At 58.5% G+C, this 13,280-nt stretch carries 14 protein-coding genes and 1 pseudogene; 8 read left to right on the top strand and 7 right to left on the bottom strand.

The window, feature by feature from the left end:
- The first annotated feature begins 143 nt into the window (after positions 1–143).
- Both ACSAMW_RS04980 and ACSAMW_RS04975 read left to right on the top strand, forming a co-directional pair.
- Complete coding sequence (locus ACSAMW_RS04980) at positions 144–998, top strand: hypothetical protein (protein ID WP_500592946.1); 855 nt, start codon at positions 144–146, stop codon at positions 996–998.
- Positions 999–1,136: 138 nt separating this feature from the next.
- A complete protein-coding gene (locus ACSAMW_RS04975) occupies positions 1,137–1,619 on the top strand; it encodes a CesT family type III secretion system chaperone (RefSeq protein ID WP_500592945.1) in 483 nt (160 codons plus the stop codon).
- Positions 1,620–1,801: 182 nt separating this feature from the next.
- On the opposite strand, the gene umuC is transcribed toward ACSAMW_RS04975, so the two are convergent.
- Both umuC and ACSAMW_RS04965 read right to left on the bottom strand, forming a co-directional pair.
- The gene (gene umuC / locus ACSAMW_RS04970) at positions 1,802–3,082 is read right to left on the bottom strand and encodes a translesion error-prone DNA polymerase V subunit UmuC (RefSeq protein ID WP_500592944.1); all 1,281 of its coding nucleotides are present in this window, start codon (positions 3,080–3,082) and stop codon (positions 1,802–1,804) included.
- Complete coding sequence (locus tag ACSAMW_RS04965; protein WP_500592943.1) at positions 3,069–3,500, bottom strand: LexA family protein; 432 nt, start codon at positions 3,498–3,500, stop codon at positions 3,069–3,071. The genes umuC and ACSAMW_RS04965 overlap by 14 nt, the downstream gene beginning before the upstream one ends.
- A 287-nt stretch (positions 3,501–3,787) precedes the next feature.
- Here ACSAMW_RS04965 and ACSAMW_RS04960 point away from each other — a divergent pair, with 287 nt between their 5' ends.
- The 3 genes and pseudogenes from ACSAMW_RS04960 (at position 3,788) to ACSAMW_RS04950 (ending at position 7,334) form a co-directional block, all read left to right on the top strand.
- Positions 3,788–5,254 (top strand): M10 family metallopeptidase C-terminal domain-containing protein, encoded by a 1,467-nt coding sequence (locus tag ACSAMW_RS04960; RefSeq protein WP_500592942.1) that lies wholly within the window; start codon positions 3,788–3,790, stop codon positions 5,252–5,254.
- A 190-nt stretch (positions 5,255–5,444) separates the two neighbouring features.
- Positions 5,445–6,476 (top strand): annotated as a pseudogene (locus ACSAMW_RS04955) (HAMP domain-containing protein); the annotation flags it as partial.
- A gap of 93 nt (positions 6,477–6,569) precedes the next feature.
- On the top strand, positions 6,570–7,334 hold the full coding sequence (locus ACSAMW_RS04950; RefSeq protein WP_500593980.1) for a methyl-accepting chemotaxis protein: 765 nt from the start codon (positions 6,570–6,572) through the stop codon (positions 7,332–7,334).
- Positions 7,335–7,378: 44 nt separating this feature from the next.
- Here the strand turns inward: ACSAMW_RS04950 and ACSAMW_RS04945 are convergent, their stop codons facing one another.
- Entirely contained in the window at positions 7,379–7,816 is a 438-nt protein-coding gene (locus ACSAMW_RS04945; RefSeq protein ID WP_500592941.1) for a winged helix-turn-helix transcriptional regulator, read from the bottom strand.
- Between the two features lie 128 nt (positions 7,817–7,944).
- Here ACSAMW_RS04945 and ACSAMW_RS04940 point away from each other — a divergent pair, with 128 nt between their 5' ends.
- Positions 7,945–8,712, top strand: coding sequence for an SDR family oxidoreductase (locus tag ACSAMW_RS04940; RefSeq protein ID WP_500592940.1), 768 nt, complete (start codon positions 7,945–7,947; stop codon positions 8,710–8,712).
- Positions 8,713–8,821: 109 nt separating this feature from the next.
- Here the strand turns inward: ACSAMW_RS04940 and ACSAMW_RS04935 are convergent, their stop codons facing one another.
- Both ACSAMW_RS04935 and ACSAMW_RS04930 read right to left on the bottom strand, forming a co-directional pair.
- Entirely contained in the window at positions 8,822–9,115 is a 294-nt protein-coding gene (locus tag ACSAMW_RS04935) for an SDR family oxidoreductase (RefSeq protein ID WP_500592939.1), read from the bottom strand.
- Complete coding sequence (locus ACSAMW_RS04930) at positions 9,003–9,554, bottom strand: SDR family NAD(P)-dependent oxidoreductase (protein ID WP_500592938.1); 552 nt, start codon at positions 9,552–9,554, stop codon at positions 9,003–9,005. The genes ACSAMW_RS04935 and ACSAMW_RS04930 overlap by 113 nt, the downstream gene beginning before the upstream one ends.
- A 99-nt stretch (positions 9,555–9,653) precedes the next feature.
- Between ACSAMW_RS04930 and ACSAMW_RS04925 the strand changes: the two genes are divergently transcribed.
- Positions 9,654–10,049: a winged helix-turn-helix transcriptional regulator gene (locus ACSAMW_RS04925; protein WP_500592937.1), complete on the top strand. Its 396-nt coding sequence runs from the start codon at positions 9,654–9,656 to the stop codon at positions 10,047–10,049.
- A gap of 84 nt (positions 10,050–10,133) precedes the next feature.
- Positions 10,134–10,850, top strand: a complete 717-nt coding sequence (locus ACSAMW_RS04920; protein ID WP_500592936.1) for an IclR family transcriptional regulator — start codon at positions 10,134–10,136, stop codon at positions 10,848–10,850.
- A 14-nt stretch (positions 10,851–10,864) separates the two neighbouring features.
- Here ACSAMW_RS04920 and ACSAMW_RS04915 read toward each other — a convergent pair whose 3' ends face one another.
- Together ACSAMW_RS04915 and ACSAMW_RS04910 are read right to left on the bottom strand one after the other, a co-directional pair.
- Complete coding sequence (locus ACSAMW_RS04915) at positions 10,865–11,785, bottom strand: amidohydrolase family protein (RefSeq protein ID WP_500592935.1); 921 nt, start codon at positions 11,783–11,785, stop codon at positions 10,865–10,867.
- Between the two features lie 137 nt (positions 11,786–11,922).
- The gene (locus ACSAMW_RS04910; protein WP_500592934.1) at positions 11,923–13,257 is read right to left on the bottom strand and encodes an MFS transporter; all 1,335 of its coding nucleotides are present in this window, start codon (positions 13,255–13,257) and stop codon (positions 11,923–11,925) included.
- Positions 13,258–13,280: the final 23 nt, after the last annotated feature.

Raw genomic sequence — 13,280 nt, 5'->3', positions numbered from 1 at the left:
TGGCATAGAAAATCAACCGCCGGTCTGCTGCTTTTTTGATTAAGGAACCTGTTTTCCACTGTAGGCTACACAAAGGCTTGACGCTTAGCATCCAATGTCCAATTCAAACACTCAGTCAATGTGGCACTTAGTATGGAGCTACAATGTTTCCTACAATACCCGTACGACCGGCAGCGGTATGTCAAAATGATCCTCAAACCGTAAAGCTTTGGGAGGCAATGCCAGGAAATCACCGTGGCGAGACCGTCATTGTTTCATCTTCAACCATGAGTGATTTGCGCACAGCGCAGAGCGTAATTGATGCCGTAAAAGAAAATCTTTCTTATGGTGCAGGGAATCTAAAAAACGATTTCATGCTTTCGGCTGGGGAAAGCTATTACAGATCCATAGCCGCACGACATGTCAGGAACACGGATTTCCGCGGGGACAATAACGGCCTTGCGAAGTCTGCGTTGTCAGCCCAAGCCGGCGCCTGTTCTGAATACTCAGCGTTGGCGATGGTATACCTCTCTAATATGGGCCTCGAACGTCCAGTCTTCACTTACGCTGCCGCCAATGAGCCCGACCATCAATTTAATATCATTGGTGATATCCGGGAGCCTAGGGCGGCAGTGGTCGTTGATGCCTGGCCTACTTTCGCTAAAGCACACCTTGTTAACAATGCTGAAATTCTACCTTTGCCAAACAGCGTATTGAATGTGCACTATCCCGGGATGAGCCCTAGGATAAAAATAGAGGACATCGGCGATGTACAAGCTTTGGATAGCCATCGCGTAGCGCGAATCAATCAACTGCACAATACGCCCTCGTATCAAGAGGTTATTTCGCAACGCCCCGAAATTGGATTGCGAAATAAACACCACGGCATCAGGAATCTGGGAGTGAGGTATCAGAATGAGGACCAGCCAAACGATGTTGTGGAGAACACAGTAGACCGTGATCATTATGAGCGGCAAGCACAGGGAGTTCGTTTGGCACGACAGCAATTGGAACCGTAGAAGTTGAATGTTGAGGGCGTTGAATTCCGGGAAAGCCAGTTTTTCATGTTTTGGTGCCGTTTTTTTAAATGGATATTGTAATGGAGGTAGTTTTGCTCGGAATATCGCAGGTTAACTAAAGTTATTGGGGTACGATTTGTGAGCATAAAAGAATTCGAAACGCTGGTTGGCCCACTGTTGAGATATTTGAATGTAAGCATGCCGAGCATGGGTAATGGTCAGGCAATTTTAATTGAGTTAAAGTATTTACGGTTGCAGTTGACGCCGCTGAATGACCGTGAGCTATTGATGGCTGCGAGCCTTGGGGTTTTACCTGTTGACATATATCCTTTGCTAGGCTGGAAGCTACTTGCGAAAAACGATATTGATGAGGTGGGTCCGCCTATTCTGGTTTCGATTGTCGAGTCTAATAATATGTTGATGCTGTGGTGTAGGGAACGGTTGGGTCAGTTGAATCCTGCTGAACTTATTGCCTTGTTCGAGAGAATGCTGCATAAGGCTGGCAGCGTTAGGCAAGTTATTGCCAATGAAGTTGGTGCTTGTCAGGCATCAGCCAATAGGAATGAAATAGATAAAGCGCAAGCTACGCTTGCTGTTAGCCGGATAAAGCATGAGCTATAAATTTTAAGTGCTGTCCACTGCGTACCACTCAAAATCACCCATCGACCTACGCGGCTCGGCCTGATCTTCGCGTCAGAACATTTCGTACACGGCCTAGCTCACATAGATACGGGGCCATCGATTCATGGATGGAATACCCTCCACACTTGGTCCATTTGCGCCTTCACTGGGCTGCTGCGATATTAGTGCGCGCTTACCGTCCACAACTGGTCCATCCGCGTCGTATAGCTCTGGCTCATAAACTCACGACGCATTCCCCAGTCCGGCGCTATCGGCACCGTAGCCGCCCGCAACGTACCCCGGCCCCAGCGCGCATTGATGCTGTCCAGCGTATTCATCAACTGCTCGCATTTCTTCGGCTGGGTGAGTGCAAACAGGTCGTCCGTATATTCACCAGGCTGCCGCAAGTCCAGCAACAGCACTTCGGCCTTGCTGTACCTGTACCCGTCACGAAAAATGCGCTCCACGGCATAGGTGGCCGCGTTGGTCATCAGCAACGTGTCGTGCGTAGGGTAGGGCAGCTCAACCAGTACGCCGTTCGCATACTTGGCCTCATCCGGGTTGAACATGCCGGTTTTGATGCTGATGCGCATTTTCTTGCACAGGGACCCTTGAGCACGCAGCTTCTCAGCAGCCCGCGCGGTGTAGGTGGCCACCGCTTCCTTGAGGGGGGCCAGCTCGGTGAGCCGGGTGCCGAACATGCGGCTGCAGCAGATTTCCTGCTTGGGTGGGTCGGGGTCGTCCAGGGCCAGGCAGGAGACACCGGCCAGCTCGCGGGCGGTGCGCTCCAGTACAACGCTGAATTTCGCTCGAAGCGTGACCGGATCGGCCTTGGCCAGGTCCATGGCCGACTGGATACCCATTGCCTGCAGGTGAGCGGTTAGACGTCCACCGACTCCCCATACCTCGGAAACGGCCGTATTGCGCAGTACCCAATCACGCTTGAACGGGTCGCAAATGTCCACCACACCGCCCGTATGCTGCAGCAGGCGTTTGGCCGTGTGGTTGGCAAGCTTGGCCAGGGTCTTGGTGTGTGCGATGCCCACGCCTACCGGAATACCCGTCGCCATCATTACCCGCTCGCGGATGGAGCGGCCAAACGTTGTCAGGTCGCCGGGCTGGCCAGTGAGGTCACAGAAAATCTCGTCGATGCTGTACACCTCGCAGCCGGCCACCATGCTTTCGATCAGGGTCATGACGCGCTCGGACATCTGCCCGTACAACGCGTAATTGCTGCTGAACGCCTTGATTCCGTGCCGGCTCAGCGTGTCTTTGATCTGGAAGTAGGGCGCACCCATTTTGACGAAGGGCTTGGCATCGTAGCTGCGCGCAATTACACACCCATCGTTGTTCGAAAGCACCACAATCGGCGTCTTGGCCAAGTCCGGCCGAAAAACCCTCTCACACGATGCATAGAACGAATTGCAGTCCACCAGGGCAAAGGTGGGTTCAGGCGTACGCATGGTCGCGCACGCTGTAGCGAACCACGCCCCAAATGGTCATTTCATCGCTTTCCAGGATGTAGCGCGCGGGGTAGGCCGCGTTTTCAGACTGGAGAATCAGTTCACGGCCCTTATGGTGCAGTCGCTTGCATACCGGTTCCCCGTTCAGCGCCGCAATCACGATGTCACCATGCCGGGCCTCACGGCCTCGATCCACAATCACCAGGTCACCCGTAAACAAGCCGGCGCCGTTCATGCTGTCGCCTTCGATCTTCACCAGGTAGATGTGCGGGGCACGAATGTCGAACAACTCATCCAAGGAGATGTGCTTTTCGAAGTGATCCGCAGCGGGAGAAGGAAAACCTGCAGGAACGCGGCAGGCGAACAGCGGGAGGGGAATGGTAGAGGACGCCAGGGAGCCGAGGATGGTAAAGGACATAGTGTCACCGCAAATAGCCGGTCAAAACCGCTCAGGGGCGGCGTCAGGTGAATTCAGGTTTTATACTGTACATTTTTACAGTATTACATGAGTTGCGGTTCGGCAAGGTTTTTCCGTACCGGCCATCGGCCTGCATGTGCTGCACCAAAAGGTCAGACCACCGGCCAGAGGAACTAACGAGCCTTTTTGCGGGCAAAGCTGCTTGAGCAGCAGCGCGCGAATTTCCTGGCCACCTGCATGCATGGCAGTCGCTTTCGGCCACCCTTAGCAGATCAAAGAGCCCTCCCATGCCCACTGTAAACGACGATGACATTCAGCAGATCAACCGCCCTGTGTACACCACCTTCATCGGTACCAGCGGTGACAACTCCATAACTGGCACCGCCGAGCGGGACGTCCTGATCGGTGGCGCCGGCAGCGACACGATCAACGGCGTGGGCGGTTCCGATACCTTCATCGGTGGTGCGGGCGCCGACACGCTGATCTCGCACCCCGGCGTATACCTTTCTTCACACAACCAGTTTGTTTACACCGCGCTTTCCGACAGCTACTACGACGCGTCGGGCTCGCATTCCGACCTGATCGAGCACTTCAGCGACGACAGTGACGTGCTCGACCTCACCGCTCTGGGCCTGGAACGGGTGGGCGATGGGCGCAACGGTGACCTGGCCGTGCGTTACGACGCAAAGGAAGACGTGACCTACGTTTATTCACTGGACAAGGACGCCAACGGCAACGCGTTCGAAGTGCGCCTGGCGGGCGATCACTCGGCGCTGAATACGGGCAACTTCGCGCTCAACTACACGATCGCGCCGGGCGCAAAGTTTCCTTACTTTCAAAGTGAAAAAGAGTGGCACGTGACCGGCACCGACGGCGATGACGTCATCTCTACAGCCAAATATGCCAATACCTTCGACGGCGGTGCCGGGGCAGACACGGTCTACGCTAGCCAGTCTCGCACCACAGTGCAGTTCGATCAGGTCAGCGATAGCTTCATCAACGATGCCAATGGCACCGCCAGCACGGACCTGGTGAGGTTCTTCAAAGTCGGCAGCGACCTGCTGGATGTGTCTCGCCTGGGCTTCACAGGGCTAGGCGACGGTTACAACGGCACCCTGAGCTATACCTTCGATAAAGCCTTGGGGCAGGTTGTTGTGCAGTCATTTGAGGCCGATGAGCAGGGCAACCGTTTTATGTTGCACTTGACGACCTATGACAGCGGCGTTAACGGCCTGCTGGATGTGGACCGCTTCATCTTTGCAGGTGATAAAACGGTCGACCGAGAAAACGCTACCCTGACCGGCAATGACTACCGCGATACGTTCATCGCCGGTAGCGAGGGGGGCATATTGATCGGCCACGGTGACGACGACTTGTTGATAGCCGGAAAAGGAGCGGATACCTTCCGCTACCTGGACAAGAGCGATAGCGTCCGTGGCGATAACGATCTGATCAAGGGGTTCGACACCACGCAAGATAAGGTTGATGTGGCGGCGCTAGGCTATACCGGGCTGGGCGACGGCACTGATGGCACGCTGAAACTGGTGTACGACAAGGGGAACGATCGCACGTACCTGAAGGACTTCGATGCCGATGCCCAGGGCCATCGTTTCGAGATCAGCTTGGAAGGGAATTTTGCGAAGGTGTTCAGTGCCGAGAACCTGATAGTAGCCGATACGCCAGCGGTAGCAGACACACATCAAGCAGTGGAGTTGGTGGGCGTACCTGCCGACACGTCATCACATACCGTTTAACCACCTAGGCGTAGAGCGTGGGTTTGTCTATTGCTCAGGTAGGCAAGCTCACGCGATGTTCACGGCGGCCTGCTCCGAAGGGCCGCCCAAATCCTCTACATAGGAGGTTTCTCAAGAAAATTCAAAGGCCGCCGACAGGTCAGTATCGCGCCATGTATTGGCGAGCCTGCTCTACGCTTCAAGGCGCACCATGACCAAACAGCTTAAATTCAGCCAGAAGATTCTCGGCGTTGCCGCCATCGTCATTATCATCGCCCTGGCCGCCTCCGCAGGCTTCAATGCCTACCTGCAGCGCCAAGCGATCGACCAGAGCCTGCGGGCCAACCTTTCCGAAACCGGTCGCGTCACCGCCGGTAATATTGCCTACTGGCTGGACGCGCGAATCAAGCTCATCGAGGCTGAAACCCAGGCCCTGGCGCGGGATGGCTCGCCTGAACAACTGGTCGGCATGCTTGAGCAGAAGGCCTACACCAGTAACTTCCAATCTACCTACCTGGGTACCGCAGACGGCACCTTCACCAACCGGCCCGCTCAGCCGCTTCCGGCCGGCTACGATCCACGCAAGCGCCCTTGGTACCAGGCAGCTACTGCAGCCGGCACGACGGTGCTGCTACCGCCCTACATCTTCGCCTCGTCCAAACAGCTGGGCGTAACTATCGCCGCGCCGTTGATACGGGAGGGCCAGCTGGCCGGCGTAGTGGGGGGAGACCTCGACCTGTCCGCCCTGGTGGCCATTATTACCTCGCTCAACGTGGGTGGCCTGGGTGAGGCCTTCCTGGTCGATGGCGATGGCAAGGTCCTGGTCAGCAGCCACGCCGACCAAGTGCTCAAAAACCTCAAGGATGTGTTCCCCGAGCAAACGCCTGACTTGGGGGAGGGGCTTCACGAGACTACCCAGGGCGGTGACGCGCGCCTGGTGAGCTTTACACCCGTCCAAGGCCTGCCCTCGGTGAAGTGGTACCTGGGCTTGTCCATCGACCAGGCCAAGGCCTATGCCCCTGTCACTCAAGCACGCAACCTTGCCATCGTGGCCACGCTGGTTGCCGTGGTGGCTATCATCCTGCTGCTGGGGCTGTTGATCCGGGTGCTACTGCGCCCACTGCATGAGCTCACCCGGGCCATGGATGATATCGCCGAAGGCGAAGGTGACCTGACCCGTCGGCTGCCGGTAACAGGCCGTGATGAGTTCAGCGCCCTGGCCAAGGCCTTCAACAAGTTCGTGACGCGTATCCATACCTCCATCCGTGATGTTGCCCATAGTACCGGTGAGCTGAGCCAGGGTACCCGACGGGTGCTCGAAACCTCTCAGTCGTCCATGCAACAGTCCGACATGCAGGCGCAACGCACCACCAGCGTGGCGGCGGCCATCAACGAGCTGGGCGCTGCTGCCGAGGAAATCGCCCGCAATGCCGCTCACGCCTCAGGCGAGGCCAGCATTGCCCGCACCCAGGGCGAGGAGGGCCGCCAGGTGCTTGACGAGGCGATGCAGGCCATGCAAGCGCTGTCGGCCAAGATCGGCACCAGCTGCGAACACATCGAAGCCCTTAACGGCAAGACCGCCAACATCGGCCAGATACTGGACGTGATCCGAGGGATCTCCGAGCAGACCAACCTGTTGGCGCTCAATGCGGCCATCGAGGCCGCCCGTGCCGGTGAGGCCGGCCGTGGCTTTGCGGTAGTGGCCGATGAGGTGCGCTCGCTGGCCAGCCGCACCCAGAGTTCGGCACAGCAGATCCAGCAGATGATCGAGGAGCTGCAACACGGCTCACGCGACGCCGTGGCCCTGATGCAGGAAAGCCAGCGCCAGAGCGCTCACAGCATGGAGGTGGCCGAACAGGCCGGCCAGCGCCTGGGCAATGTGACCGAACGCATTGGCGAAATCGACGGGCAGAACCAATCGGTGGCCACTGCCACCGAAGAACAGACCTCGGTCGTTGAAACGCTGAACGTCGATATTAGCGAAATCAACCTGCTTAACCAGCAGGGCGTGGATAACCTGGAGGCCACGCTGGCCGCGTGCACGGCGCTGGAGGCCGAGGCCGCGCGGTTGCAGCGGTTGGTGGGTGGCTTCCGCATTTAGGTGCGGCGCCCCTGAATCCGGCCGTTGTTCCAAAGGGCGGTTATCTAAACCGCCCCCGAAGCCGCCTGTGCTTCAACCTGCACCTGGTAGGCCTTACGCGACGCCTCTATGGTCTCCCGGTGCTGCTCCGCCCATAACCATACGCCGCAAAACGCCTCGGCCAAGCTCATGCCCATCTCGGTCAGCCGGTATTCCACCTTCGGTGGTACCACGGGGTATACGGTTCGCAGCAGCAGCCCATCGGCTTCCATCTGGCGTACCGTTTTAGTCAGCATCTTCTGGCTGACATCGCCCACTTCGGCCGCCAGCTGGGTAAACCGCAGGCAGCCCTGTTCAGCCAAGGCTTCAATCACCAGCATCGTCCATTTGTCCGCAATACGGCTGATGACCTCACGCACCAATTGATCCAGCTGCGGGTCGGCCTTGTTGTTGCCGTGGGGCCATTGCGGAGGGCGGGAAGCGGGTTTCAACGGGGTGTTCATGGGCTTGGTTTCCTGGCGGTAAGTAGGGCACTTTTGGGTGCGTACTTCTCGGCTGCGGCAAAGAAACCTATGGTAGCTCAGGTCGCTCGGCACAGAGCGTATCGTTCTTCCTCACACAGGAAACCCCCATGCAAACAACAGGCAATACCCTTCTGGTGACCGGTGGCGGCAGTGGCATTGGTTATGAACTGGCCAAGGCGTTCCTGGCCTTGGGCAACGAGGTGATTATCGCCGGGCGCCGCGAGTCGGTCTTGAAGCAGGCTGTGGAGGCCGCTCCAGGGTTGCAGCACGCAGTGCTCGATATCACCGATGCGGCAGACACCCAGCGCGTGGCCGAGCACTTGATCGCTCGCTATCCACGCTTGAATGGGGTGATTCATTCCGCGGGCATCATGCGTACAGAATCCTTGCGCGAAGGCGCTACGGCCCTTGAAGACACGGTGGCCACCAACCTGCTGGGCCCCATTCGCCTGGACGGGTGGCTGCTACCGCATTTCCTCCAACAGCCCCATGCCACCATTGTGACCGTTACCTCAGGCCTGGCCTTCCTGCCGCTGGCCCTTACGCCTAGCTACTGCGCCACCAAAGCGGGTTTGCATTCCTACACAGAGTCGCTGCGTTACCAGTTGAAAGACACTGCTGTACGTGTTCACGAACTGGCACCGCCTTATGTACAAACTGAATTAACGGGTGAACACCAGGCCAGTGACCCTCAGGCCATGCCGTTGAAGGCGTTCATAGAAGAGGTTATGGCTATTTTCCAACAGTCGCCTGAGGCGGATGAAATTCTGGTAGAGCGGGTCAAGCCCTTGCGTTACGCCGAACAGAACGGCGCTTACGGAGCGTTTTTCAAGGACTTCAACGATCAAATGGCAGCGGCTTGGCAGAGCACATAGGGGGGTGGGGCAAGGTGCCTGAAGCTGGGATTGCCCACGGGTAATGACCGCTGCTTTTAAACGCCCGCGGCCTGGCAGCGGGCGTTCCAGCATCTATAGGGCTGTCGAGTCACACTTGGGCCATACCGCCATCGATGCACAGTTCGGAACCTGCTACAAAGCTGCTTTCATCACTGGCCAGGAAGAGCGCTGCGGCGGCCACTTCTTCTGGTTTGCCCAGGCGTTTGAGAGGGATAAGGTTCAGTAGTGACCCTTTGATCTCGTCAGACGCGGCCGCCATCATTGGCGTATCAATAGGGCCGGGGCTTATCACGTTTACCCGAATGCCCCGGTCGGCCAACTCGTTTGTCCAGGTTCGGGCATAGGCGCCGCAGCGCGGCCTTGCTGGCGCCGTAGGTGCCATACCCCGGTGTACCGATAAAGCCAGCGATCGACCCTACCAGCACCACGCTGGCGCCTTGGGTCATCAGCGGTAGAACGCTTTTCAGGATAAGCAGCGGCGCGCGCGTGTTCACATTGAAGGTTTTATCGAAATGCTCGGCCGTGGTGTCGGCCAGCGATGCGCATTCGGACATGCCGGCGCTTATCACCAGGCTGTCCAGGGGCGTCGCAGCGTGCTCAAGGGCCTGGACAATCAGGCCCACGTCCTCATGCCGGGTCACGTCCGCCTGTATGCCCTGCGCCTGCTCGCCCAGTTCAGCCAGGGCGTTGTTGAGCGAGTCCGGGTTGCGACCGGTGATAAATACCCGTGCCCCCTCCTGGATAAAACGCTTGGCCGTTGCAAAGCCGATCCCGCTGTTACCACCAGTCACCAATACTGTTTTTCCACTCAACCTAGCCATGGGTCATCCTCCAGTGTGTACAGACGACTACGATATATTTCGTATACTAAGTGTCAATTACGCACTTTGAAGAGCCTAGGTATACCCATGGAAACTCCGATGACCGATATACCCGACCACCTCTGTGCCCAAGTGCTGGCCACTCGCCCGGTGCTGGAGCAGATCGCGAACAAATGGTCGGTGCTTATCCTGACCGTGGTATGCACCAAGCCCTCGCGGTTTAATGCGCTCAAGCGACGCCTAGGTGGCATCACCCACAAGGCACTGACCGAAGCACTTCGGCGGCTGGAGCGAAATGGGCTGGTGGCCAGGCGGGTGATTACGTCATCGCCCATCGCGGTGGAGTATTCAATTACCCCGCTAGGGCGGTCTTTACAGGAGCCGTTTGCGGCACTGTTCAACTGGTCGGTGCTGCATCAACAGCAGGTAGAGCAGGCACAGCAGGCGTTTGATGCCCTCAAGGCCGAGCGGGAACATACGCCCGCCGAGGCCTAGGGCACGCGTTGTGTAGCTATCCGCCCAGTGCTATCGGATAATGGCAGCCTTTGCGATCCTGCCTGCTGCTGCCTGGAGCTATCGATGGTCAAGACCCGCCCCCGTCCCGCACTCAACGGCGTCGCCTCAGCTGACAGGGTGCTGACCGTGCTTTGTGCTTTCAAACTGGGGGATTCGGCGTTGGGCCTGGTGGAACTCACCGAGCGTACCGGGCTGGTCAAGAGCACCATCATGCGGCTGATGGTGTCCCTGGAAACCCATGGCTTTATCACGCGCCTGGCAGATGGCCGGTACATGCTTGCCAGTGAGGTCATGCGGCTGAATGCGGTGTACCAGGATGCACTGGACCTGGAAAGGCACGTGGTGCCCAGGCTTCACCGGCTCACGGATGAAACAGGGGAAACCGCTTCATTCTACGTACGTCACGGGGCCTACCGGCTGTGCCAGTACCGGGTCAACTCCCCGCACCGGCTACGCTTGCACCTGCAGCCCGGCGACATGCGCCCCATGGACAAGGCCGCCAGTGCCGAAGCATTGCGTACCCCTTACAGCCGCTTTGTGGAGGGGCTGGAGCCTTTCTATTCCACTGGTGCCACAGACCCCCATGCGTCCTCCATGGCGCTGCCCATCTACGGGCCTCTGAAGGAACTGGTGGGGGCGATCGTGTTGTCAGGCCCTTCTACCCGGTTAACGGCCGAGTATGCAAACACCTTGCGCGACACCTTTGTCGAAATTGCCGAAGACCTCACCCGCAGTTTGGGGGGTAGGCCTGCTATGGAATCTCGGCCTAACCCAGGATGATGCTTGCGCCAAGGTCATGTGAACCCATACAGGGCCACCGGGTTGTCCTTGAGTATGCGTTCACGCGGGTGTGCGTCTGGCGCCCATTGCAGCAGTAGATCGAGCAGGCCAGCGTCGTTGGGTTTATCCGTGGCCAGGGTGGGGTGAGGCCAGTCGCTGCCCCATAGCATCCGTTGTGGGTTGATACGCACCAGCTCCATCGCCACCTGGCTTACATCTGCGTAGCGGGGCGGGCCTTCCTTAGAGCGGATATAGGGGCCAGACAACTTGACCCAAGTGCGCTGGTTGTCCAAAAGCCGGGTAAGGGTGGCGAAGGCGGCCGATGCTGTGCCCTCGGGCTGTGGCACATGGCCCATATGGTCGATCACCAGCCGCGAGGGCAATCGGGCCAGCCGGTGTTCCAGGTCTACCAGCTGGGTGCCAGGTGCCACTACCTGAACGTTCCAGCCCAGCTCATTGACCCTGGCTGCCAAAGGCTCAAGGTCATCAAGGCTGGCGCCGCCGTAGCTCAGGTTGAAGCGAATGCCTCGCACACCCTCAGCATGCATGGCCTGCAAGGTGGCGTCCGACACTGCCGCATCTACCACCGCCACTCCCCGCGCGTTGCCGCCTGCCTTTCGCAAGCCTTCCAGCATGCAGCGGTTGTCTGTGCCGTAAGTGGAAGGCGTGACGATCACCATGCGCTTGAGGTGAAGGCGTGCCTGTATCTGGCCATAGTCTTCCAAAGACGCATTGGGAGGAAGCAAGGTGGCCCCTGGCGCAGCAGGCACACGGTCGTCATACAGGTGCATGTGGCAATCCACACTGCCAGGCGGTGGCACCAGGCTAGACAGGTTGTCTCCACTGGAGAACCGATAGCTGGCCAGGGCGTTGAGTGAAACCAGGGCGCCCGCAGAGGCGGCGCCTAGCACAAAACGGCGGCGGGTGATGGGCATGGGTCAAGGTCCGTTCGTAGCTCACCTTACCCTGGCACAGGGCAAGGTTGGACTTAAAAAAAAGGGAGTGAGCCCATGCGTAGTGGGCCACTCCCGTTAAATGCGAGGTGTGCTGAAGGGCAACCTGCGCTGTCCCATCAGCCTGCCTTGAGCGGCTCACGGTGCTCGGCCGGCGTACGCTGGCGATGGCGGCCCATCAGTAGCACGGCGACCCCGCCCACTGCACAGAGCACAGCCAGCGGCAGCATGGCGATGGCGTAGCTGCCGGTAGCCTCATGAATGGCTCCATAGGCGTTGACCATAAGGCCGCCACCAATGAGGTTGGCCAGTGCGCCGATGGCCGCCAGGCCCGCCGCTGCAGTAGTACTCGACAGCCAGGTGGATACCAGTGCCCAGAACGGGCCTTTCATGGAATAGGCCCCCACCAGCACCATCGTGAGCAGCACTACCGTGGCAGGCAGCGACGAGGTAACCAAGGCCAACAGCAATCCTGCAGCAATCAGTAACAAGGTCGCAGAGGTATGCCAGCGGCGTTCGTTGGTTTTGTCGGAACTGCGGCCCCACAGGATCATCGCCACCGACGCAATGCCGTAGGGAATCGCATTCACCAGGCCGATTTCCAGGTTGCTCAGCCCAAAGGTCTTGAGCAGTTGAGGCGCCCATACACTCATGGTGCTGCCCGCTGCCGAGGCGCCAGAATAGATCAGGGCCATGACCCAGATGTCCTTGTGCTTGAGCAGTTTCCACAAAGACAGGTGGCCGATGTTGGATTTGCGCTGGCGCTCTTCATCCAGCCGGCCTGTCAGCCATTGGCGTTGTTCGGTGGTGAGCCATTTCGCCTGTTCAGGCCGGTCCGTCAACACGAACAGGCAGGCGATACCCAGCAGCACAGCCGGAATGCCTTCGAGCAGGAAGAGCCAGTGCCAGCCCCGCATGCCCATCCACCCATCCAGAGACAGCAATAGCCCGGACAGGGGGGAGCCGATGAAGTTGGCGCCGGGAATGGCCACCATGAAAATGGCAACCATGCGGCCACGGTAGGCAGAAGGCAGCCAGTAGGTCATATACAGCAGCACCCCTGGGAAAAAGCCCGCCTCTGCCGCGCCTAACAGGAAGCGCATCACGTACAGCGAATTGGCGCCTTGCACGAAGGCCGTGCCCGCTGAGATCAGCCCCCACGTGATCATGATTCGCGCGATCCAGATACGGGCGCCGAATTTCTGCAAGGCTAGGTTGCTGGGCACCTCCACCAGAAAGTAGGACACGAAAAACAAGCTGCTGGCGAACCCGAATATGGCAGGTGTGAGGCCCAGGTCCTTGTTCATCTGCAGCGAGGCCATCCCGATGTTTCCGCGATCGATGATCGCGATCAGGTAGCACAGGATCAGGAAGGGCAGCAGCCGCCAGGCGACGCGGCGCATGGTGGTGCGCTCCAGTTCACTGACGGCGTGGGGCGCCTGTTGTAGGGCCATGGTGTTCTCCTATAGTTGTTTTT

The sequence above is a fragment of the Pseudomonas sp. AB39(2026) genome (genome assembly GCF_059831485.1).
This window is presented reverse-complemented; position numbering and strand designations above follow the sequence as displayed.